Origin of the sequence: Streptomyces hygroscopicus subsp. hygroscopicus (genome assembly GCF_030269125.1) — a bacterium.
GTDB classification, from domain to species: domain Bacteria; phylum Actinomycetota; class Actinomycetes; order Streptomycetales; family Streptomycetaceae; genus Streptomyces; species Streptomyces hygroscopicus_C.
Window position 1 is genome coordinate 290,764 of record NZ_BSSM01000006.1, and the last position, 20,544, is coordinate 311,307.

19 protein-coding genes and 1 pseudogene are annotated in these 20,544 nt (G+C 72.7%); 8 read left to right on the top strand and 12 right to left on the bottom strand.

The annotated features are described in order from the left end of the window. The first annotated feature begins 2 nt into the window (after positions 1 to 2). Positions 3 to 365, top strand: a complete 363-nt coding sequence (locus tag QSK45_RS16560) for an NAD(P) transhydrogenase subunit alpha part 2 (RefSeq protein ID WP_285557526.1) — start codon at positions 3 to 5, stop codon at positions 363 to 365. 3 nt (positions 366 to 368) lie between these two features. Continuing rightward, entirely contained in the window at positions 369 to 1,778 is a 1,410-nt protein-coding gene (locus QSK45_RS16565; protein WP_285557529.1) for an NAD(P)(+) transhydrogenase (Re/Si-specific) subunit beta, read from the top strand. 406 nt (positions 1,779 to 2,184) lie between these two features. Here the strand turns inward: QSK45_RS16565 and QSK45_RS16570 are convergent, their stop codons facing one another. Genes QSK45_RS16570 through QSK45_RS16590 form a run of 5 tightly spaced genes read right to left on the bottom strand, consistent with a single transcriptional unit; the run spans position 2,185 to position 7,063 of the window. Then, on the bottom strand, positions 2,185 to 3,327 hold the full coding sequence (locus tag QSK45_RS16570; RefSeq protein ID WP_285557531.1) for a branched-chain amino acid ABC transporter permease: 1,143 nt from the start codon (positions 3,325 to 3,327) through the stop codon (positions 2,185 to 2,187). Beyond that, on the bottom strand, positions 3,324 to 4,211 hold the full coding sequence (locus QSK45_RS16575; RefSeq protein WP_285557533.1) for a branched-chain amino acid ABC transporter permease: 888 nt from the start codon (positions 4,209 to 4,211) through the stop codon (positions 3,324 to 3,326). The genes QSK45_RS16570 and QSK45_RS16575 overlap by 4 nt, the downstream gene beginning before the upstream one ends. After that, the gene (locus tag QSK45_RS16580; RefSeq protein WP_285557535.1) at positions 4,211 to 5,014 is read right to left on the bottom strand and encodes an ABC transporter ATP-binding protein; all 804 of its coding nucleotides are present in this window, start codon (positions 5,012 to 5,014) and stop codon (positions 4,211 to 4,213) included. Before QSK45_RS16580 ends, QSK45_RS16575 begins: the two co-directional genes overlap by 1 nt. Then, positions 5,011 to 5,823, bottom strand: coding sequence for an ABC transporter ATP-binding protein (locus QSK45_RS16585; RefSeq protein WP_285557537.1), 813 nt, complete (start codon positions 5,821 to 5,823; stop codon positions 5,011 to 5,013). Before QSK45_RS16585 ends, QSK45_RS16580 begins: the two co-directional genes overlap by 4 nt. 4 nt (positions 5,824 to 5,827) lie before the next feature. Then, positions 5,828 to 7,063: a substrate-binding domain-containing protein gene (locus QSK45_RS16590; RefSeq protein WP_285557538.1), complete on the bottom strand. Its 1,236-nt coding sequence runs from the start codon at positions 7,061 to 7,063 to the stop codon at positions 5,828 to 5,830. A gap of 292 nt (positions 7,064 to 7,355) precedes the next feature. On the opposite strand from QSK45_RS16590, the gene QSK45_RS16595 reads away from it, so the two are divergent. Further along, positions 7,356 to 8,156 carry a CoA transferase subunit A gene (locus QSK45_RS16595; protein WP_285557539.1) on the top strand — a complete coding sequence of 267 codons (801 nt, stop codon included), beginning with the start codon at positions 7,356 to 7,358 and terminating at the stop codon, positions 8,154 to 8,156. A 2-nt stretch (positions 8,157 to 8,158) separates the two neighbouring features. Further along, positions 8,159 to 8,815 (top strand): CoA transferase subunit B, encoded by a 657-nt coding sequence (locus tag QSK45_RS16600; RefSeq protein ID WP_285557541.1) that lies wholly within the window; start codon positions 8,159 to 8,161, stop codon positions 8,813 to 8,815. A gap of 298 nt (positions 8,816 to 9,113) precedes the next feature. Here the strand turns inward: QSK45_RS16600 and QSK45_RS16605 are convergent, their stop codons facing one another. Both QSK45_RS16605 and QSK45_RS16610 read right to left on the bottom strand, forming a co-directional pair. Further along, positions 9,114 to 9,449 carry a GNAT family N-acetyltransferase gene (locus QSK45_RS16605; protein ID WP_285557703.1) on the bottom strand — a complete coding sequence of 112 codons (336 nt, stop codon included), beginning with the start codon at positions 9,447 to 9,449 and terminating at the stop codon, positions 9,114 to 9,116. Positions 9,450 to 9,476: 27 nt separating this feature from the next. After that, positions 9,477 to 10,445: pseudogene (locus tag QSK45_RS16610) on the bottom strand (pirin family protein); the annotation flags it as partial. A gap of 119 nt (positions 10,446 to 10,564) precedes the next feature. Between QSK45_RS16610 and QSK45_RS16615 the strand changes: the two are divergent. After that, on the top strand, positions 10,565 to 11,053 hold the full coding sequence (locus QSK45_RS16615; protein ID WP_285557543.1) for a carboxymuconolactone decarboxylase family protein: 489 nt from the start codon (positions 10,565 to 10,567) through the stop codon (positions 11,051 to 11,053). A gap of 295 nt (positions 11,054 to 11,348) precedes the next feature. Here QSK45_RS16615 and QSK45_RS16620 read toward each other — a convergent pair whose 3' ends face one another. The 4 genes from QSK45_RS16620 to QSK45_RS16635 all read right to left on the bottom strand — a co-directional run bounded on the left by QSK45_RS16620 (position 11,349) and on the right by QSK45_RS16635 (position 14,647). Further along, a complete protein-coding gene (locus QSK45_RS16620) occupies positions 11,349 to 11,996 on the bottom strand; it encodes a LutC/YkgG family protein (RefSeq protein ID WP_285557546.1) in 648 nt (215 codons plus the stop codon). Further along, complete coding sequence (locus tag QSK45_RS16625; RefSeq protein WP_285557548.1) at positions 11,993 to 13,573, bottom strand: LutB/LldF family L-lactate oxidation iron-sulfur protein; 1,581 nt, start codon at positions 13,571 to 13,573, stop codon at positions 11,993 to 11,995. The genes QSK45_RS16620 and QSK45_RS16625 overlap by 4 nt, the downstream gene beginning before the upstream one ends. Then, positions 13,570 to 14,346, bottom strand: coding sequence for a (Fe-S)-binding protein (locus QSK45_RS16630; protein ID WP_285557550.1), 777 nt, complete (start codon positions 14,344 to 14,346; stop codon positions 13,570 to 13,572). Before QSK45_RS16630 ends, QSK45_RS16625 begins: the two co-directional genes overlap by 4 nt. Before the next feature lie 151 nt (positions 14,347 to 14,497). Continuing rightward, the gene (locus tag QSK45_RS16635) at positions 14,498 to 14,647 is read right to left on the bottom strand and encodes a hypothetical protein (RefSeq protein WP_285557552.1); all 150 of its coding nucleotides are present in this window, start codon (positions 14,645 to 14,647) and stop codon (positions 14,498 to 14,500) included. Here QSK45_RS16635 and QSK45_RS16640 point away from each other — a divergent pair. Beyond that, on the top strand, positions 14,640 to 16,310 hold the full coding sequence (locus QSK45_RS16640; protein WP_285557554.1) for an L-lactate permease: 1,671 nt from the start codon (positions 14,640 to 14,642) through the stop codon (positions 16,308 to 16,310). The two genes, QSK45_RS16635 and QSK45_RS16640, sit on opposite strands and share 8 nt — an antisense overlap. A 306-nt stretch (positions 16,311 to 16,616) precedes the next feature. Here QSK45_RS16640 and QSK45_RS16645 read toward each other — a convergent pair whose 3' ends face one another. Continuing rightward, positions 16,617 to 17,342 carry a FadR/GntR family transcriptional regulator gene (locus tag QSK45_RS16645; RefSeq protein ID WP_285557556.1) on the bottom strand — a complete coding sequence of 242 codons (726 nt, stop codon included), beginning with the start codon at positions 17,340 to 17,342 and terminating at the stop codon, positions 16,617 to 16,619. A 414-nt stretch (positions 17,343 to 17,756) separates the two neighbouring features. Here QSK45_RS16645 and QSK45_RS16650 point away from each other — a divergent pair, with 414 nt between their 5' ends. Both QSK45_RS16650 and QSK45_RS16655 read left to right on the top strand, forming a co-directional pair. After that, complete coding sequence (locus QSK45_RS16650; protein ID WP_285557559.1) at positions 17,757 to 19,433, top strand: MFS transporter; 1,677 nt, start codon at positions 17,757 to 17,759, stop codon at positions 19,431 to 19,433. Between the two features lie 210 nt (positions 19,434 to 19,643). After that, positions 19,644 to 20,519 (top strand): hypothetical protein, encoded by an 876-nt coding sequence (locus tag QSK45_RS16655; protein WP_285557560.1) that lies wholly within the window; start codon positions 19,644 to 19,646, stop codon positions 20,517 to 20,519. Positions 20,520 to 20,544 lie beyond the last annotated feature (25 nt).

Here is a 20,544-nt window from a genome sequence, read left to right on the forward strand (position 1 = left end):
CGATGAGCACGAACCTCCTCATCGACATCACGGTCCTGGTGCTGAGCCTCCTCGTCGGTTTCGAGGTCATCAGCAAGGTCCCCGCCACCCTGCACACCCCGCTGATGTCCGCGGCGAACGCCATCCACGGCGTCGTGCTCGTCGGCGTCATCACGGTGGCCGGGCTGGCGGGCGGCCCTCTCGCCTACGCGCTGGTGACGCTCGCCGCCGTGTTCGCGGCGATGAACGTGGTCGGCGGCTTCGTGGTCACGGACCGGATGCTCGGCATGTTCCGCGACGCGCCTTCCGCCGACCCGGCACCGGCACCGGCACCGGCACCGGCACCGGCACGAGAGCCTCCGGTCGCGGACGACCGTGCGGAGTGAGCGGTGAACACCTTCGACACGGCGACCTGGTTCGCCTACCTCGCCTGCGCGGTCTGCTTCGTGATCGGCCTGCACCTGATGAACGCCCCGCACACCGCGCGGCGGGGGAACCTGCTGTCCGCCGGTGCCATGGCCGTGGCGGTCTGCACGGCGGTCGCGCGCGCCGCGCGCGCCGGCGGCACCGGCACGGTGGTGTGGATCCTGCTGGCCGCGGGCATCGCGGTGGGGTCCGCCGCAGGCGTCGTCCTCGCCCGCCGGGTCAGGATGACGGCCATGCCGCAGCTCGTCAGCCTGTTCAACGCCGTCGGCGGTGGTGCGGCCCTGCTGATCTCGCTGACCCAGGCGCTGACCGTCCGTGGGACCGGCCTGCCCGCCCGGGTGAGCGCCCCGCTGGTGCTGGGGCTCGCGATCGGCTCCGTCACCCTCAGCGGTTCACTCGTCGCCGCCGGGAAACTCCAGGGACTGGTCTCGGGCGCACCGGTACGCGTCCCGGGCCGGCGTGCGCTGGGCGCGGTGTCCCTCCTCGCCGCTCTCGGCACGGCGGTGTGGTTCGTCGCCGACCCGGGCGACGACGTCTCCGTGTTCGTGCTCCTCGTCGTGGCGCTGGCGTACGGGCTGCTGCTGGCCCTGCCCATCGGCGGCGCGGACATGCCCGTGGTGATCTCCCTGCTCAACGCCTTCACCGGCCTGGCCGTGGCGATGGCGGGCCTGGTGGTCGACGACCTCGTCCTGATCATCGCCGGAGCGCTGGTGGGGGCGGCCGGGTCGATCCTGACCGGCCTGATGGCGAAGGCGATGAACCGTTCCGTCGGTGCGATCGTCGCCGGGGGGTTCGGTACCTCCGGCGGCACGGGCCCGTCCGGCCCGGCGGCGGGCCGCCCCGTCCACGTCACGGAGGCGGACGACGCCGCGGTGCAGCTCGCCTACGCGCACAAGGTCGTCATCGTCCCCGGCTACGGTCTGGCCGTGGCGCACGCCGAGCACGAGGTCGCCGCGCTCGCGCGGTTCCTCGGCGAGCGCGGTATCGACGTCGCCTTCGCCATCCACCCGGTGGCGGGCCGTATGCCCGGCCACATGAACGTGCTCCTCGCGGAGGCGAACGTCCCCTACGAACAGTTCATCGACATGGACCAGGCCAACTCGCGGTTCGCGCAGACCGACGTCGCCCTCGTCGTCGGCGCCAACGATGTGACGAACCCGGCCGCCCGCCGTCCCGGGACCGCGATCTCGGGCATGCCGATCCTCGACGTGGACGCCGCGAAGAGCGTCGTCGTGATCAAACGGTCCCTGGGGCACGGCTACGCGGGAATCGACAACGACCTGTTCACGAACCCCAGGACCAGCATGTTCTTCGCCGACGCCAAGGCGGGACTGACGGCCCTGCTCGGCTCGGTCAGGACGCTCGTCGGCTGAGGCGGCAGACCGGAGGACCGCTTGTCCGCACCCTGGAGAGGTTGCTCCGCCACGGCCTGTGGGACGACCGCGAGGGGACGTGGTCAGGGTTTTCTCGCGCACCTGTGCCGCGGCCCGGCGGACGCCCTGGCGCACCAGTGCGTCCGCCGCCTCGGGGGACCGTGGTCGGCCCGGGGCCGCGGGTGACCGCCACCGGGCACGGTGTGTGCCGCGCCACCGGGAGGACTCCGGGGCGCTCAGCGCGTCGCCGACCCCGGCCCGTCGAGGTGACGGCTTCTCACCACGACGCAACGGGAACCCCCCGTCCGCCTCCGACCCGGACGGCGGGGCCTCGCCCGTGGTCGTCCGGCCCGACATCGCGCCACCGCCTCCCGACGGGCCGTCGTGCCGTCCTGCGGGTTGCGGCTCATGACGGGACGGCCTCCTCCCGGCGGGCGGCGAGCCGGGACGCACGGGCCGTGCGGGCCGTACGCAGCCGGGCCGGCAGCCGCGCGACGCCGCCGGGCAGCAGGTAGATCACCGCGACGAACAGCGCTCCGAGCAGGAACAGCGGCTGCGAGAGCGGCACCCGCACCACGGAGGGCAGACCGGCGACCGCGCCGGAGCCGGCCAGATCGCCGAGCCGGTGGTCGGCCCAGGTGTAGAGGATGCCCCCGACCATGGGCCCCCACCGGGTGCCCGAACCGCCCAGCACCACCATCACCAGCAGGGACAGGGTGAAATCGGAGGTCGTCGTCTGCGGGGTGGCGCCGCCGGTCAGCGGCAGGTACACGATACCGCCGAGCGCGGCCAGGGTGCCGGCCAGGACGAAGGCGACCAGCTTGTAGCCGTACGGGCGCAGCCCCAGCACCTCCACCCGGCGCTCGTTCTCCTTGATGCCCTCCCAGACCCGGCCGGTGGGCGAGCGGACCGCCCACTGCACGACGACCAGCGCCACCACGAGGTAGGCGAGGGCCATCCAGTACAGGTTCGCGGTGTGCTCGATGCCGACCAGCGAGGCGGGCAGCCGGTCCGCGGGCGCGGCCCTGCCCTCCTCACCGCCCGTGACGCCCCCCGGGTCGCGCTGCACGAGGATCGACGCGGCCTGCGCGAAGGCGAGCGTCACCATGGAGAACCCGATACCGCTGACCCGCAGGCTGACGGCGCCCAGCAGCGCGGACAGCACCACGCCGGCGAGCAGGCCGAGCAGCGCCGACGCGGCGAACGGCAGGCCCGCCTCCAGCATCACGGTGTTGGTGACGTAGGTGCCCGCGGCGAAGTAGAGCGCGTGCCCGAAGGACAGCAGTCCGGTGCGGCCGAGCAACAGGTCGTAGCCGGTGGCCAGGCCGCCGAACAGGAGGCACAGGGCGAGCAGTTGCAGGTTGCCGGGGCTGCCGATCGGGCCGTCGAGCAGACCCGGCAGCGGCAGCGCGCTGTAGGGCAGCGTGAACAGGACCAGCAGCATCAGGGTCGGCCACCAGCGGGTGGCTCGCCGTAGCCGCTCGGAGCGGCCGGCGACGGGGTGGTCCGCCGCGCGGTCCCGGCCGCGCGGCTGGGTGGCGGTGGTCATGCGAGCCTCCCGGTGAGCCCCCGCGGTCTGACGAGCAGCAGGGCGGCGAGCAGGACGACGACGGCGACGTCGCCGAGTCCCGCGGTGGTGTAGTAGTTGGCGAACTGCTGGACGAGGCCCACGGCCACCGACGCCACCGCGGCACCGGTGAGCGAGCCCATGCCGCCCGTCACGACGACCACGAAGGCGAAGATGAGCAGGGAGGTGCCCTGTCCGGGGTCGACGGAGCCGAAATAGAGGCCGCCGAGGGCGCCGCCGAGGGCCGCCGCCGCGCCGCCGATGGCGAAGACGAGGGTGAAGGCCCGGCGCACGTCGATGCCGAGCGCGGTGACCATGGCCCGGTCCTCCACGCCCGCGCGGACGACCAGTCCGTGCCGGGTGCGGCCGAGGAACAGCTTGAGCGCGGCCAGCACCACCAGGGCCACCCCGATCAGCACCGGTCGGTTGAGCGGTACTTCGGCGCCCAGCAGGGCGAACGTGCCGGAGAGTGCCTTCGGTCCGGGGAAGGGCCGGGCGTCGGCCCCCCAGATCGCGGACAGCAGGGCCGGTACGGCCAGGCCCACGCCCACCGTGGCGAGGATCTGCTCGCGGGGGCGGGTGTAGAGCGGGCGGATGACGGCGACTTCGAGCAGCACGGCGGCGATGGTGCCCACCGCGGTGCCGAAGACGACGGCGAGGGCGAACCCGGCTCCTTCGGTACCGGCACCGGGAAGGTGGCCGGAGGCGGCCCACCAGGTGCCGTAGGCGCCGACGGACAGCAGGGCGCCGTGGGCGAAGTTGAGCACGTCCATCAGCCCGAAGATCAGCGACAGGCCGGAGGCGATCAGGAAGTACAGGGCGCCGAGGCCGAGTCCCGTGAAGGTGAGCAGCACGACGGTGGCCATCAGGCGTCCGCCTCCGTGGTCCGGGCGGCGGGACGCGCCGCGGTGCGAGCGGGCGGACCGGCCGGCGTCCGCGCGGGGCCGCCGTGGCCGGCGCTGCCGACGCCGAGCAGCCGGCGGGCCGCCTCGGCGTCGGCGAGCAGGTCGAGGGCCGGCCCCTGGTGCGCGGTGCGGCCGTCGGCGAGCACCACGCAGTGCCGGGCGAGACGGCGCACCACGGCGAGGTTCTGCTCCACGAGCAGCACGGGCACCGCCTCGGCGGCGCGCTCCAGCGCCTGGGCGACCTCGGTGACGACCTTGGGCGCAAGGCCCTTGGTGGGTTCGTCGGCGATGATGAGCCGGTTGCCGTTGAGCAGGGTCCGGGCGATGGCGACCATCTGCTGCTGACCGCCGGACAGGGTGCCGGCGGCCTGCCGGGCGCGCCGTCTCAGCTCCGGGAACAGCTCGTGCACCAGGTCGTAGGCCGGTTCACCGGCGCCGGGCCGCTCGGCCAGGCGCAGGTTCTCGGCCACGCTGAGGGCCGCGAAGACCCCGCGGTCCTCGGGAGCGTAGCCGATGCCGCGGCGCACCAGGGCGTGGGTGGTCTGACGCACCGTCTCCTCGCCGGCCAGCAGCACGCTGCCGGTGCGCGGGACCAGCCCGAGGATGCCGCGCACGGTGGTCGTCTTGCCGGCTCCGTTGCGGCCCAGCAGGGCGGTGGTGCCCGACGCGGCCACCTCCAGGTCGACTCCGTGCAGGATGTGCCTGCCCCCGATCACGACCCGCAGGTCGCGCACGGTCAGCAGGGGCGCCGGGGCGGGACTCACAACTCCTCCCCGAGATAGGCCTGTTGCACGGTGGGGTCGGCCATCACGGCCTGCGGGGTGTCCAGCGCCAGCAGCGTGCCGTGGTGCATCACGGCCAGCCGGTCGGCCAGACCGAGCAGTACGTCCATGTGGTGCTCGACCATGAGCACGGTGCGCCCCTCTTCCTTGTGCAGCGACCGGATGAGTTCGGTCAGGGCGGGCACCTCCTCGGCGCTCACGCCCGCCATCGGTTCGTCGAGCAGCATCAGCCGGGGCTCGCCCACGAGCAGGACCGCGAGTTCCAGCTTGCGCTTCTCACCGTGTGACAGGGCGTCGGCGCAGGTGTCCGCGCGGTGCGCGAGCTGGGTGCGGGCCAGTATCCCCTCGACCCGCTCCGGGTAGGTGTCGGCACGGCGCCAGACCCGGTACGACCCGCCGTCGGCGGCCTGGGCGGCCAGCCCGACATGGTCGGCGACGGTCATGCCCGGCCACAGGCTGGAGGTCTGGAAGGTGCGGCCGAGGCCACGCCGGGCCCTGGCGTAGGCGGCCTCCGCGGTGATGTCGCGGCCGTCCAGTTCGATCGTGCCCCGGGAGACCGGACTGAGCCCGCTCACCAGGTTGAACAGCGAGGTCTTTCCCGCCCCGTTGGGGCCGATGAAGGCCAGGAACTCGCCTTCGCGGACATCGAAGGAGACGGAGTCGACGATGGTCGCGCCGCCGACCGTCCAGCCGATGTCGCGCAGCCGGAGCACGGGCGCCGGGAGGGTGCGGTCGCTCCCGGCGTCCCCGGCCCCCGCGGCGCTCGGTGACGTCGTCTCGGAGGAGGACATCCGTTCAGCCCGCCGTACCCGCGGCCGGCGGGGCGACCGCTGTCATCGGGATGCTGTCGAGCAGCTGGGGCCGGGCGGCGCCGCCGCTGCCCTTGAGCCGGGCCGTGAACATCGGCTGGAGCAGGGCGTGGTCCGCGGCGCGGATCTCCTCCTTGCCCTTGGGACCGTCGAACTTCCAGCCCTCCAGCGCCTTGGCCATGGCCGCGGTGTCGGTGGCGCCGCCGGATTCGATCGCGTGCACGATCATCTGGGCGGCGGTGAAGCCGTCCGGGCTGAACAGGTCGGGGGTTCCGCCGGCCTTGGTGATGCCGTCGAGCATGGCCTTCTCCGCCGGGTTGCCGCCGCCGGCGCCCGGGAAGTAGTGCGCGAGGAAGGAGACCTTGGAGCCGGCCGGACCGAAGATCGGGTACGAGGCGGTGCCGGCGAGCCCGGTGACGACCTTGCTCGCGTCCAGCACGCCCTGCTGGTTCAGCGCGGTCCACAGCGCCGGGGCGCTGGCACCGGCCCAGGCGACGAACACCAGGTCGGGCTTGCCGGCCCTGGTCTGCCGGGCGAAGGGGGTGAGGTCGGTGGCGCTCGGCGGAGCGAGCACGGAGCCGACGTGCGCCCCCTTACTGCCGAGGACCGCCTTCACCGCGGCCACATTGGCCTGCCCGAACGCGGAGTTCTGGGCGAGCACGGTGACCTTCTTGCCCTTGGGGTCGCCGAGGAGGGTACCGGCGGCGAGGATGTCCTGGTAGGACTGCCGGCCCGAGCGGAAGGTGTAGGGGTTGGCGCCGGTGACCTCGTCGGTGGCGGCGGGACCGCTGACGTAGAGCACCTTGTTCTGCGCGGCCAGCGGCGCCATCTGGAGCGCCACACCGGAGTCGGTGGTGCCCGCGAGGACCTTGTAGCCCTCGCCGACGAGGGTCTTGGCCGCGGCGACCGCCTTGGCCGGGTCGCCCGCGTCGTCCTGCTCGGTGACCTGGACGGGGTGGCCGCCTGCCTTGTTCGTCCCGTGCGTCGCGTAGGCCAGGCCCGCCTTGAAGCCCTGCTCGTACTGCTTGCCGTAGGCGGCGAGCGGTCCGCTGCGGGAGTAGACCAGCCCCACCTTGACCGGGGCGGTCGCGCTGTCCGAACCGGTGGACCCGGTGCCGGCGGTGCCGGCCGACGAACAGCCCGTGATCAGGGCGCCTGCGGCCAGCAGGGTGAGTGCGCGAACGGATCTGCTTCCGAGGGTGCCGGTGACGCGGGAACGCATGATGAGCGGCTCCTGACAGTGTCGCCCGTCCGTCGCGCGGGTTCCGCGGCCCTGTCCGGGGCGGCGGCCTCCTGTGCGAGGACGGGAGCGGTGCGTGGTTGCCGGAACCCTAGGAGCGCCGTGCGGCGGACGGCATGTGGTCGGCCACCGCTCTTCGAGCCCCGGTCATGGCACCGACACACATGGCCGGTTGGGACCGGGACCGCAAGGGTGAGGAGCACCCGGTCCTGCCCGCGACGTGGCGGGCGGCCGGTCGACGGACGGAACGGGCCCCGGTGGGGAAGGAAACGGCATGGACAAAGTGATGGCCGCGGCCGCGCAGGCAGTGGCGGACATCCCTGACGGTGCGACACTCGCGGTCGGTGGGTTCGGCCTCTGCGGCATCCCGTCGACGCTGATCGCCGCGCTGGTCGACACGGACGTGTCCGGTCTTCGGGTCGTGTCCAACAACTGCGGTGTGGACGACTGGGGGCTGGGGCTGCTGCTGCGGGCCGGCCGGATCGCCCGGATGACCTCTTCCTACGTCGGTGAGAACAAGGAGTTCGCCCGGCAGTACCTGTCCGGCGAGCTGGAGGTGGAACTGACGCCGCAGGGCACCCTCGCCGAGCGGCTACGGGCCGGCGGCACGGGCATCCCCGCGTTCTACACCCCGGCGGGGGTGGGCACCCAGGTCGAGGAGGGCGGCCTGCCCTGGCGCCACACCCACGACGGCGGTGTCCTGGTGGCCTCCCCGCCCAAGGAGACACGGGAGTTCGGCGGCCGCCGCTACCTGCTGGAGGAGGCCATCACCGCCGACTTCGCCCTGGTGCGGGCGGCGGTGGCCGACCGGCACGGCAACTGCGTCTTCCACGCGGCGGCGCGCAACTTCAACCCGCTGTGCGCGATGGCGGGGCGAGTGACCGTCGTGGAGGCCGAACGCGTCGTCGAGGCCGGCGAACTGCCTCCGGACGCCGTCCATCTGCCGGGCGTCTACGTGGACCGTGTGATCGCCGCCGACGGCTCGCTGGACAAGCGCATCGAGCGCCGCACCGTGCGCCCGGTACCCGCCGGCGCCGAGGCGGCCGGTCCGCGCACCGATTCCGAGGAGAAGTGATCATGCCGCTCGACCGCGACCAGCTCGCCGCCCGCGCCGCCCGGGAGCTGCGCGACGGCCAGTACGTCAACCTGGGCATCGGCCTGCCCACGCTGATCCCCAACCATCTGCCGGAGGGGGTGCACGTGGTGCTGCACTCGGAGAACGGCATCCTGGGCGTGGGCCCCTATCCGTACGACGGCGAGGAGCACCCCGACCTGATCAACGCCGGGAAGGAGACGGTGACCACCGTGCCCGGCACCGCCTACTTCGACTCGGCCCTCTCCTTCGGCATGATCCGGGCCGGCCGGATCGACGTCTCCGTGCTCGGCGCGATGCAGGTGTCGGCCCACGGCGACCTGGCCAACTGGATGATCCCCGGCAAGATGGTCAAGGGCATGGGCGGTGCGATGGACCTGGTCCACGGCGCCCGGCGGCTGGTGGTCGTGATGGAGCACACGGCCAAGGACGGCAGTCCGAAGATCGTCGAGGAACTGAGCCTGCCCGCCACGGGGCGCCGTGTGGTGCACCGGATCATCACCGATCTCGCCGTCATCGATGTCACCCCCGAGGGGCTGCGACTGGTCGAGACCGCCCCGGGCGTCTCCGTGCGGGACGTCCTCGCCGCGACCGGGGCCGCGCTCCTGGTCGACGAGGACGCGGCAGTGGTCGGCGGCTGACGTTCCCGGTCGGCGCACTGGGAGCCGTCCGGCCCATCAGGGGGCTGTCGCCCGGTCGGATCGTTGTCTCGTGCATGGGGCGGGGTGAACGCGGTGATCTGTCGGACGCGGAGCGGGAACGGTTGCGGCCGTTCCCGCCCGGCCTGGCCGATCGCGGCGAACAGGATGAGTGGCAGCTCCTTGTCGGCCTGGCCGATTGGAGCGCGCGGACCGCAACCGCTTCCGACCGTGCGCACCGACCGATGATCGGCCGGACAACTCCTGGGCACCGACCGGGCGCGGACGGCCTCGGCGTCGGTCAGTGCAGCGCCTCGCGGAGCCAGTGCCTGACGTCCGGGGTGACCGGGTCGGTGATGTCGGCGAATCCGTCGTGCTTCTCCAGGAATCCCGCCACGTACGGGCAGACCGGCACGATGCGCTTCCCCGCGTCGCGCACGTCGGTCAGCGCCTGCCGGACCAGGCGGGACGCGAGGCCCTGTCCGGCGAAGGCGTCGCCGATCTCGGTGTGGTAGAAGACGCGCTGCTCGTCACGGTCCAGGTACTCGGTGAAGCCGGCGAGTACGCCGTCGACCAGGATCTCGTACCGGTGCTTGTCCTCGACTCGTCGGACGACGGGGGCGGCGGGCGTGGCCATGGCATGCCTTTCGGGGTTCGGGGGTGCGGGATTCCGGCGCGGGCGGATGGCGACGCCTGGCAGGGCCGGGGCGGGCAGCCGGTCCCCGTCGTAGCCCATGACCTCGCCGAAGCGGTCGGAGGCGTGTTGCCATTCCTCCCGGGCCCGGACGATCTCGTCGTGGGCGCGGCCGACGAAATTCCACCACATGACGATCTGTTCGTCGAAGGGCGGCCCGCCGAGCAGGATCATCCGGGCCGCGCCGTCGGTGGTGTTGGTGATGCTCAGCGTCGCCTGACCGGGGCCGAGGTAGCCGAGGTCGGACCGGCCCAGCGGCGTTCCGGCCAGCCGGACCTCGCCCTGGTCGACCAGCAGACCGTGCTCGAAGCGCTCGTCGACGGCGAGGGTGACGCTCGCGCGCGGCTGGAGGGTGACCTCGGCGCCGAGCAGCGGCGTGAAGGTGGGCACGGGCGAGGTGTCGCCGGCCAGCGAGCCGAGGAAGACCCGTACCTCGCCACCGTCCAACGCGACCGGGCGCGGGACGTGGTGGTGGAAGGCCCGCGCGGTGTGCCGGTGCTCTCCGGGCAGCGCCACCCACAGCTGTACCCCGTGCAGCACCGTGGTCGCGGGGGTCGAGACCTCCGAGTGGGCGATGCCGTTCCCGCCCGTCATGAGGTTGAGCTCGCCGGGGCGCACGAAGGCGTGGATGCCCAGGCTGTCGCGGTGCTCGATCTCACCACTGAACAGCCAGCTCACCGTCTGGAGTCCGATGTGGGGGTGCGGGGCGACGTCCATCCCGCCGGTCTCGGCGACGTCGTCGGGCCCGTAGTGGTCGGCGAAGCACCAGGCGCCGATCAGGGTACGGGCGCGCTGCGGCAGGGTGCGCCGCACCGTCATCGCGCGCGGGCCGCCCAGCGGGACGTCCCGTGCGGAGAGGACCTCCACCCGTGGGCCCGCCTCCCCGGCGGCGGTCGGACCGCGCGATGGTCCGATGGAACGAGCCTCGGCGTCGCTCATGATGAAGCACCTCCCGCTTTCGTTGTTAATTCAACTATCATGCGGGTGATCGCGGGCGCCACTCCCCGGGAGTGCGACCGTCCCCAAGCCGCCGGAAGCGGCCCGCCGAAGGAGTGCAGGTGAGTGATCCGACCCAGGCGCAGGCGAGTCGACGGGTGTTCGTCGACAAGCAGAGTCCACGGGCGTACCGGGCCCTGACCCGGACCGCCGAGGAGGTCCGGGCGGTCGCGGCCGACGCCGGATTGGACCGCGGGCTGGTGGAACTGGTCAACCTGCGGGTCTCCCAGATCAACGGCTGCGCCTACTGCCTCGACGTCCACACCCGGGCCGCGCTGCGCGCCGGGGAGACCACCCAGCGCCTCGGTGTGCTCCCGGCGTGGCGCGACACCGGGCTGTTCAGTCCCCGCGAGCGGGCGGCGCTCGCCCTCGCGGAGGCGACCACCAGCCCGGCGGACGCCGCCGCGCAGCACGACGCCTACGACGGCGCCCGCCAGGTGCTGACCGATGACGAGATCTCCGCGGTGGTCTGGGTGGCGATCACCATCAACGCCTTCAACCGCGTCTCCATCATGAGCAAGCACCCGGTGCGCGCGATCCCGGCACAGTGACCGGCCGCGGGAAGCACGGGTCGCACCGCTCGGTGCCGCCCCGCCCACAGCGCGGCGGGGAGCCGTAGGAGCCGGCCCCGGTCGACGCGGTTCACCGGCGGCGTGGGGCGTGGGCGGACACGGTGTCCTCGCCGGGGAGCGTCCGCGTCCCGGGCCGCCGACCCGCCCGGCGTCATGGGGCCGGTCCGGCACCCCTGCGCCCGGGGCCGGCTCCACCTCGGCGCACGCCCGATCCGGCGCGGCGACGCGTCCGCGCCGCGACGGTGGCGGCGCGGCGCCGCCGGGCGTACGCGGCTCAGGCGTCGGTGCGGATCACCACGACCAGGGTGCGCGGGCCGTGCACGCCCTCGACGCGCTCCAGTTCGATGTCGGACGTCGCCGACGGCCCGCTGATCAGCGTCGTGGGCCGTTCCGGGACCAGCCGGGCGACCGCCTCCGGCACGCCGACGACCACGGACGACAGGTCCACGACGCAGACGTGCAGGTCCGGCACGAGCGACAGCGCGCGCCGGCCCTGGTCCGGGGAGCCGTCCAGGAAGATCGTGCCGGTCTCGGCGCAGGTCACCGCGGACGCGGTCACCACGCCGTCGAGTTCGGCGAGTCGCGGCGCCGGCAGGTCCGCAAAGTCGCGCCGGACCTCGCCGTCGTATCCGGCGAGCCATGCCTCGTCGAGGCCGGCGGGTACGCCGACCCGGCGGGCGCCGCGCTCGCGGAGGGCCTCGGCGATCTCCTCGCAGGTGCGGGCGGCCGTGCAGGTACGCACCGTCGCCCGGTAGTCCACCAGGCGGTCCACGAGGAGTTCGAGACGCTCGTGGTCGGGCAGGGTGCGGCCGGTGCGGTAGGCGCGCGGCACCGCCGGCCCCGCCGCGTCCGGCACCGGGCCGGACAGGGCCAGGGCGTCGCGGATCCGGCCGAGCACCGTCTCCCGTGCGGTCGCGGTCATCGGTTCCCCTCCTCATGGGATTCGTGCGGGGCATCGTGGCGGACGGCGCCGTCCCCGAGTCGGGCGCCCTCCTCGGCGGCCGACCGCAGGGCGGCCTCGCCCTCGGCGGAGGCCAGCCAGGAGCGGAAGGTCCTACGGGGCGGTGCCGGCAGGTCCCGGGTGTCGGTCCAGCCGTCGAACGGCGCCGGGAGACGCGAGATCTTCCGGTCCCGTCCGGCCAGCACCCTGCCGCCCGTGCCGGCCGCCTTCTGCGCGGCGGTGAACAGTCCGGGCCGGGTCATGACCGTCGCCGCGGCCTTCATCGCCAGCTTCTCGGCGGTGGTTCCGGCCTGCTCGGTGTGCTGGTGCCGCAGTTCCACCAGGAGCGACGGGATGTCGATCTTCACCGGGCAGGCGTCGAAGCAGGCCCCGCACAGACTGGAGGCGTACGGCAGGGAGCTGTTGGGGTCGTTCTTCGCGGCGTCCATGCCGGCGAGCTGCGGGGTGAGCACGGCGCCGATGGGGCCCGGATAGGTGGAGCCGTAGGCGTGGCCGCCGGCCCGTTCGTACACCGGGCAGACGTTGAGGCAGGCCGAGCAGCGGATGCAGTGCAGCGCCTGGCGCCCGATCCGGTCGGCGAGCGCGGCGGTCCGGCCGTTGTCGAGGAGCACGAGGTGGAACTCCTGCGGCCCGTCGCCGGGGACGACGCCGGTCCACATCGAGGTGTACGGGTTCATCCGCTCGCCGGTGGAGGACCGCGGGAGCAACTGGAGGAAGACCTCAAGGTCCTGGTACCGGGGCAGGACCTTCTCGATGCCCATGACGGTGATCAGCGTCTTCGGCATGGTCAGGCACATCCGGCCGTTGCCCTCGGACTCGACGACCGACAGGGTGCCGGTCTCGGCGATACCGAAGTTGGCGCCGGAGACCGCCACGGGGACGCTCATGAACTTCTCCCGCAGGTACGCCCGCGCCGCGGCGGCCAGGTGGGCGGGCACGGAGTCCAGTCGCGGATCGACTCCGGGGATGGCGGAGCGGAAGATGTCGCGGATCTCGTCGCGGTTGCGGTGGATCGCCGGGACGAGGATGTGCGACGGCTTGTCGTGGGCGAGCTGCACGATCAGCTCGGCCAGGTCGGTCTCGTACGCCGTGACGCCCTGGCTCTCCAGGTGCTCGTTGAGGCCGGTCTCCTGGGTGGCCATCGACTTGACCTTGATGACCTCGTCGCTGCCGGTCTCCTTGACCAGGCGGGTGACGATCTCGTTGGCCTCGACGCCGTCCCGCGCCCAGTGCACGGTGCCGCCGTGCTCGGTGACCTTGCGTTCCAGCTGCTCCAGGAGTTCGGGCAGCCGGTTCATGGTGTCGGCCTTGATCGCCGAGCCGGCGTCGCGCAGCCGCTCCCAGTCGGGCAGTTCGGAGGTGACGGCGAGCCGCTTGGCGCGGATGGAGTGGGTGGCCTTGCGCAGGTTGCGGCGCAGTTGCTCGTTGCGCAGCTCGTCGTGGGCGGCCTTGGGGAACTTCCGTTCACCGCGCAGGTTGCCCGTTCCGAACGGGGAGCGGGGCGGGGTGGCGGGCATGCCGAGGAAGGTGCTGCTCATCGGGCGGCGGTCTCCGTCTTCGGGAATACGAAGGGCGAGGTGCGGGTGGAGGCGAGGATCTGCGCCAGGTGCAGGGTGCGGGTGCCGGACTTGATGCGGGACAGGCCACCGCCGATGTGCATCAGGCAGGACGAGTCGCCCGCCGTGCACACGTCCGCGCCGGTGGACAGGATGTTCTCCGCCTTGTCCTGGAGCATGGCGCCGGACGTGTCGGCGTTCTTGACCGCGAAGGTGCCGCCGAAACCGCAACAGGCGTCCGCCTCGGGCAGTTCCACCAGGTCGATGGAGTCCACCGCGCGCAGCAGCCGCAGCGGCTTCTCCCCCACCCGCAGCATGCGCAGCGAGTGGCAGGTGGGGTGGTAGGTGACCCGGTGGGGGAAGTAGGCGCCGACGTCGGTCACGCCGAGCACGTCCACGAGGAGCTCCGACAGCTCGTAGGTCTTGGCCCTGACGGTCTCGACGCCGTCGCGCAGTGCCGCGTCCCCGTACCGCTCGGCCACGATCGGGTGCTGGTGGCGGACCGAGCCCGCGCACGAGCCGGACGGCATCACCACCGCGTCGATCGACGGGTCCCCGAACTGCTCGGCGAAGTTCCGCACCAGCGGGACGGGTTCGCGCTGATAGCCGGTGTTGACGTGCATCTGGCCGCAGCAGGTCTGCGCGGGCGGGAAGACCACCTCGTGGCCGAGGCGGGCGATCAGGACCGCGGTGGCCTTGACCGCGTCGGGGAACAGGGTGTCCCCGAGGCAGGTGGCGAAGAGTCCGATGCGCATGGCACCTCCGTGGAACAGGCGAGGGACGCGAGGAAGGGCGAGGAGTTGATTACGGTCCGACCATACTAGGTCAGACCATAGAAGCCCACGTCCGGATTCTGATCGGACACGTTTCGGTCCGACCTTATTGACATGCGACATCATCGATGCCCTACTGATTGCCGTTCATCAGCGACGTGCGCCACATCACGAGCCGATCGGCGGGACCGGGCCGGCGGATGCCGGCCGTGCGTACGGCACCGGTACAGGCGCGCAGCAGTCGCAGGAGTCGCAGCTCAAGGAGGAGCACGAACGTGTCCACCGCGCCACCGGCCGTCTTCGCGGCCTACACCCCCGATGTACACGCCGTGGGGGGCAGCCTGACCGGCACGGCCCTGCTGGGCCTGGTCCCGCTGGCCGTGTTCTTCCTGCTCCTCATGGTGGCCAGGCGATCGGCCCTCCAGTCGGCGATCGGCTCCCTGGCAGCGGCGCTGCTCATCGCCACGGTCGGCTACGGGATGCCCGTGGGCCTCGGCGTCCTGTCCGCCACCCAGGGCCTGTTCAACGGCCTCTTCCCCATCATGCTGATCGTCGTGGCCGCCATCTGGTTCTACGAACTCACCGTCGTCAGCAAGCGGTTCGAGGACCTACGCCGCTCCTTCAGCGCCGTCGGCCGCGGCGACCTGCGGATCCAGGCGATGCTGATCGCCTTCTGTTTCGGCGGACTGCTGGAGGCCCTCGCCGGCTTCGGCGCCCCCGTCGCGATCACGGCCGCCATGCTGATGGCGATAGGTCTTCCCAAGGTCAAGGCCGCCGTGACCGTCCTGGTCGCCGACACCGCGCCCGTCGCCTTCGGCGCCATGGCCATCCCGATCACCACCGGCGGCAGCCTCACCGGCATCAGACCCGAGGACATCGCCGCCGTGGTCGGCCGCCAGACCCCGGTGCTCGCCCTCTTCGTCCCGATGCTGCTGCTCTTCCTCGTCGACGGTGTGCGCGGCTTCCGCCAGCTGTGGCCGGTCGCCCTGCTCACCGGGGGCGTCTTCGCCGTCGTCCAGTTCTGGTGCTCCACGCACTTCGCGTACGAGCTCACCGATGTGGTCGCGTCGCTGGTCGCCTTCGCCGCCGCGGTGCTGATGCTGCGCTTCTGGACGCCGCAGACCCCCGAGGACCAGCGCTCCCGGGTCGAGACCGAGCCGCTGACCCGGCGCCGCGTCACCCTGGCCGTGCTGCCGTACGCCCTGGTCATCGTGGTCTTCGGCCTCGCCAAGCTGACCGTGGGCGTCGACATGCCCGCGCTGCTCGGCAGGGCCGCCGTCAAGTTCGACTGGCCCGGCCTGTACGGCAACCTGGTGGGCGCCGACGGCACCCCGTCGGCCAGTGCCGTCTACAAACTGGATGTCCTGGGCAACCCCGGCACCCTGCTGATCGTCTCCGGCCTCCTGGTGATGCTCGTCTACAGCCTGGCCGACGATCGAGCCCGCTTCCCGATGTCGGGCCGCATGGGCCTGGCCGCCGCGGGCAGCACCCTGAAGACCATGCGGGGTGCCATCGCCACGGTCGCCACCGTGATGTCGCTCGCCTACGTCATGAACCAGTCCGGCCAGACCGTCGCCATCGGCACCTGGCTCGCCGCGGTCGGCTCGGTCTTCGCGCTGCTCTCGCCCGCCCTGGGCTGGCTGGGCACCGCCGTGACCGGCTCCGACACCTCCGCGAACGCCCTGTTCGCCACCCTCCAGCAGAGCGCGGGCAAGGCCGCGGGCATCGACCCGACCCTGCTGGTGGCCGCGAACTCCTCCGGCGGCGTGGTCGGCAAACTGGTGAGCCCGCAGAACCTGACGATCGCCGCGACCGCCGTGGAGCAGCCGGGGTCCGAAAGGGTTCTGCTGCGCAAGGTCTTCGGCTACAGCGTGGCCATGCTGGCCGTGCTCGGCGTACTGGTCTATCTGCAGTCGACGCCGGTGCTCTCGTGGATGCTGCCGTAACGGACACGGCATGAGGAGGGGGCCGGGCGGCCGCGCCCGGCCCCCCCTCCCGGCTGCCGCGGCACGGGCGTCGGCCGCCCGCGGACACGCGCCCGGCCACCCGTCCCGGCACCCGGGCGCCCTCGCCTTCAGCCGCCGTGCGCCGTGCGCGGTGCACCGAAGGCGTCGTACGCCTGCCGTGGCCGAGCCCGGGGCCGCTGTCGCGGACGACGACCGCGTCGTGCCCCGGGTGCCCACCGACCGGCCGCCGGGTCCCGGACGGACACCTGCCCGACCGCCGACCCGCACGCGCCCGGCCGCGCGCGGTCAGTGCTTGTCGTCGACCAGCCCGCCGTGGAAGCCGCGAATGTGCTTCTCGGCCACGTCGGCCGCCCGGACTCCCTCGCCGGCGCGCAACAGGCGCAGCATCTCCGCGTGTTCGTCGTTCAGGGCGCCCGCCGTCGCGGGCCAGTCCTCGGCCGCCTCCAGGGCCCGGAGGATCATCGGCCGCACAGACTCACGTACGGCCGCGGTGAGGGTGGAGATGAGCTGGTTGCCGGAGGCACGGGCGATCAGGACATGGAACCGGGTGTCCAGGTCGCTGAACTCCTCCACCTCCACGCCCGGCGCCCGCATCCGGTGGAGAATCCGCTCCGCCTCCTCGATGTCCTCCAACGGGGCGTTCCCGGCGGCGGCTTCGAAGCTGTGGCGTTCCAGCGTGACCCGCGCTTCGAGGACGTCCTGGAGGCTGTAGCTGCCCAGCGCGACGTGCAGGCGGAGCAGCCGGCCGAGGGCGTCGTCCGGGTTCCGCACGATGCGCGCTCCGGCGTCGGGACCACGGCCGGACTGGGCGACCAGCACGCCGATCGTCTCCAGCACGCGCAGCGCCTCCCGCAGGGCGGACCGGCTGACGCCGAGGACCGGCGCCAGCTCACGCTCGGGTGGCAACCGGTCCCCGGCCTTGAGCTCGCCGGCCACCACCCGCTGCTCGATGCTCTCCAGCACGAGTTCATGCGTGCGAGCCTGGCGAACGGGCTCCCACTCGACGGACATGACTACTCCCCACCTGCTTGAAGCTCCTGAAGCGACTATGTCATACCTGTCATGAGGTCCGACCGAGACAACGCGGGGGTCGACGACCATGCGGAGGGCCGGGCCGGGCTCGCGCGGACCCCGCGGCGATGGACTCCCGGCACGTCACGGAACGGCGGTCCCCCGGCACGTCACGGCCGGCGCGCCCCCTTCCGGCGCGGAGCACGGGTCGGCGGTGTCGCCCGCTCGGATCTGTGCGGGCGCGTCCCCCAGGCCCACGGCGGGCACGGCGTGCACCCTGAACCGGGCAATCGGAAACGACGAGGCCGGTCCCGGCGCGGCAGGCCCCGCCTCGGGCGAGCGATCGAACGGTGGGACGCATTCGTGCATGGGCGAAACGGGGCGCGGCGGCTCGGCGGACCGACCGAGGAGGGGATGTCATCGGCCTCCAGGACGCTGTTCCTCCTCCTCGCCACCGAGAACCTCTTGATCAACTACACCGCCACCGCCATGAACGTGGCCCTGTCCGCGCTCGTCAGGGACCTGCGCACGACACTGGTCGGTGTGCAGTCGGCGATCTCGCTGTACGCGCTGGTGGTCGCCGCGTCCGTGATCAGCGGCAGCAAGCTCGGCACGCGCCACGGGTACCGGCGGACCTTCGTCACCGGCGGCGGAGTCTTCGTGCTGGGCGCGCTGATCGCCGCCTTCGCCCCGAGCCTGCCGTTCGTCCTGCTCGGCTGGTCGATGCTCCAGGGACTCGGCGTCGCCCTGATGCTTCCGGCGCTCATGGCGATGCTCACCACCACCTTCACCGGGGCCGCGCGTACCCGGGTGCTGTCCACCGTGGCCATGACCTCGGGCATCGGCGCGGCGGCCGGTCCCGTTCTGGGCGGTCTGGTCACCAATTACCTGACCTGGCGCGTGTCGTTCCTCCTGGGAGCCGTGATCACCCTGGCCGTGACCTGGTCCATGCGGTACACGGCCGACGCCGGGTCGTTCCCGGGACGCCCCGGACAGCCCTTCGACACCCGTGGGGTGCTGCTGTCCACGACAGGGCTGGTCCTGCTCGTCGTCTCGGCCCTGCTGGCAGGGCGGTACGGCCTGCTGAAGGCCCGGCAGGATGTCGTGGTGCTCGGCCACACGCTGCTGGTGCGTGGCGGTCTGTCACCCGTTCCCCTCCTGGCGGGCACGGGACTGGCGGTGCTGGCTGTCTTCGCCGGGCGGGAACTGCGTGTCGGCAGGAGCGGAAGGGATCCGCTGGTCCGCGTCACGGTGTTGCGGAACCGTACGGTACGCGCCGGGATCTCCACCCAGTCGATGCTGATCCTGGTGCCCAACGGCGTGCTCTTCCTGCTGCCGGTGTTCCTCCAGACGACCTTCGGCTTCGGCGCGCTGCACTGCGGGATCGTGCTGCTTCCGATCAGCTTGGGGCTCCTGCTGGCAGCCCCGCCGACCGCCAGGCGCATCGGGCAGGCGAGGACGACCCACCGTGCCGCGGCGATGGGGGCGTTCCTCTGCATGGGCGTCGGCTGCGTGGCCGTCGCCGTCCTGTTCAGTCCGCGGGCGCAGGGTGTGGCGGCGGTGGGCCTGGCCCTCGCTCCGGGAGTTCTCCTCATCGGACTCGGCCGGGGCATGGCCACGACACTCACCGACCTCGTCCAGTCGGCGCCCGAGCGGGACGAGGTCAGCGACGTGACAGGGCTCTCCTACACGGCCGGCTATCTGGGCAGCTCATTCGGAGTCGCGCTCGCCGGTGCCTTGATGACCACATCGCTGCTGTACGCGTTCGAGGCCGGGGTGCACGACAGCAGGGTGCTTTCCGGCGCCCAGAAGGAAGTGGTGACGCGGGCGGTGGAGCACCAGGTCCAGATCACCGCCATGTCCGACGACGCCCTGCGCGCGAGGGCGTCGGCACGGGGCATCACGGGCAGCGCGGCCAGCGGGCTGGTACGGATCAACGCACGTGCCAGGGAACAGGCGCTGACCGTCTCGGCCTTCGGCATGGCCGTACTGGCCGTCGTCGGCTGGCTGATGGCACTGCGGCTCCCCGTCCCCGCCGGGGCGACGGCATCCGCGGGTCCGGAACGTGGAGCGCCTTCGCAGGGGCCGTAGGACTCGACCGCGCGTGCGGTGGCGGTGGTCTTCCGGGCGGACGGTGGCGCGACGTCGCGGGCCGCCGCCGGTGTCGCGAGGGGCGTCGTCGCCGTGCGGTCGGCGCTGCGGAGCGACCGGGTGCGCGGCCCCTCGGTGTGGCGGGCATTTCGGGCGCGGGAGACGGGCGATGATGGACGGGGGGAGGCGTCGCACGAGAAGGAGTACGCCATGGCCGGAGCTGGCTCTGGCGGTACCGAGGGCGTCACGGGCGGCAAGTCGCGGTTCGAGGACATCTACGGCCGGCCGGACCCCCGCGCGTACTTCGGACGGCTGGCTCCGCTGGAGTACGAGATCCCGCACCATGCCCAGCCGGTCTTCCGGCGGGCTGCCGCCGACCGGGCCGCGCTCGACGACGCACGCACCCACGGGACGGCGGTGCTGGACCTGTGCTGCTCCTACGGAATCAACGCCGCGCTGCTCAACCATGACGTGACGCTGGCCGAGATGTGCGAGCGGTACACCTCCCCCGGCAGCCGGACCATGTCGACGGCGGAACTCACGGCGTCGGACAAGGCGTTCTACGCCGCGCGCCGCCGACCGGACGCGGTGCCGGTGTACGGTCTGGACGTCTCGGCTCCCGCCGCGCGGTACGCGCTGGAGGTGGGTCTGCTGGACGCCGCTTTCACCGACGACCTGGAGCAGGGCCCGCCCGGCCCCGGTCTGAGCCGCGCCCTCGCCGACGTCGGCCTCGTCACCCTGACCGGCGGCGGGAGCTACGTCACCGCCCGGACGTTCACGGCCCTGCTGGAGGGCGCCCGCAGACCGGTGTGGGTCAGCGCGTTCGTGCTGCGGACGGTGTCGTACGAGCCGATCGCCGGGGCACTGGCCGTACACGGTCTGAGCACCACCGTCGATGCCTCGCGCCTCTATCCGCAGCGCCTCTTCACCGACGCGCGCGAGCAGCGCTACGCGATCGCGGCGGTACGGGCGATGGGCGGCGACCCCACCGGGTACGAGGAGAACGGCCGCTTCTACGCCCTGCACTACGAGTCCCGGCCCCACGCGGCTGTGCGTCGAGCCCGTGGCGGGTCCCCGGCCCCCTGAGGCCGGCGACCTCGGTCGTCGGCGC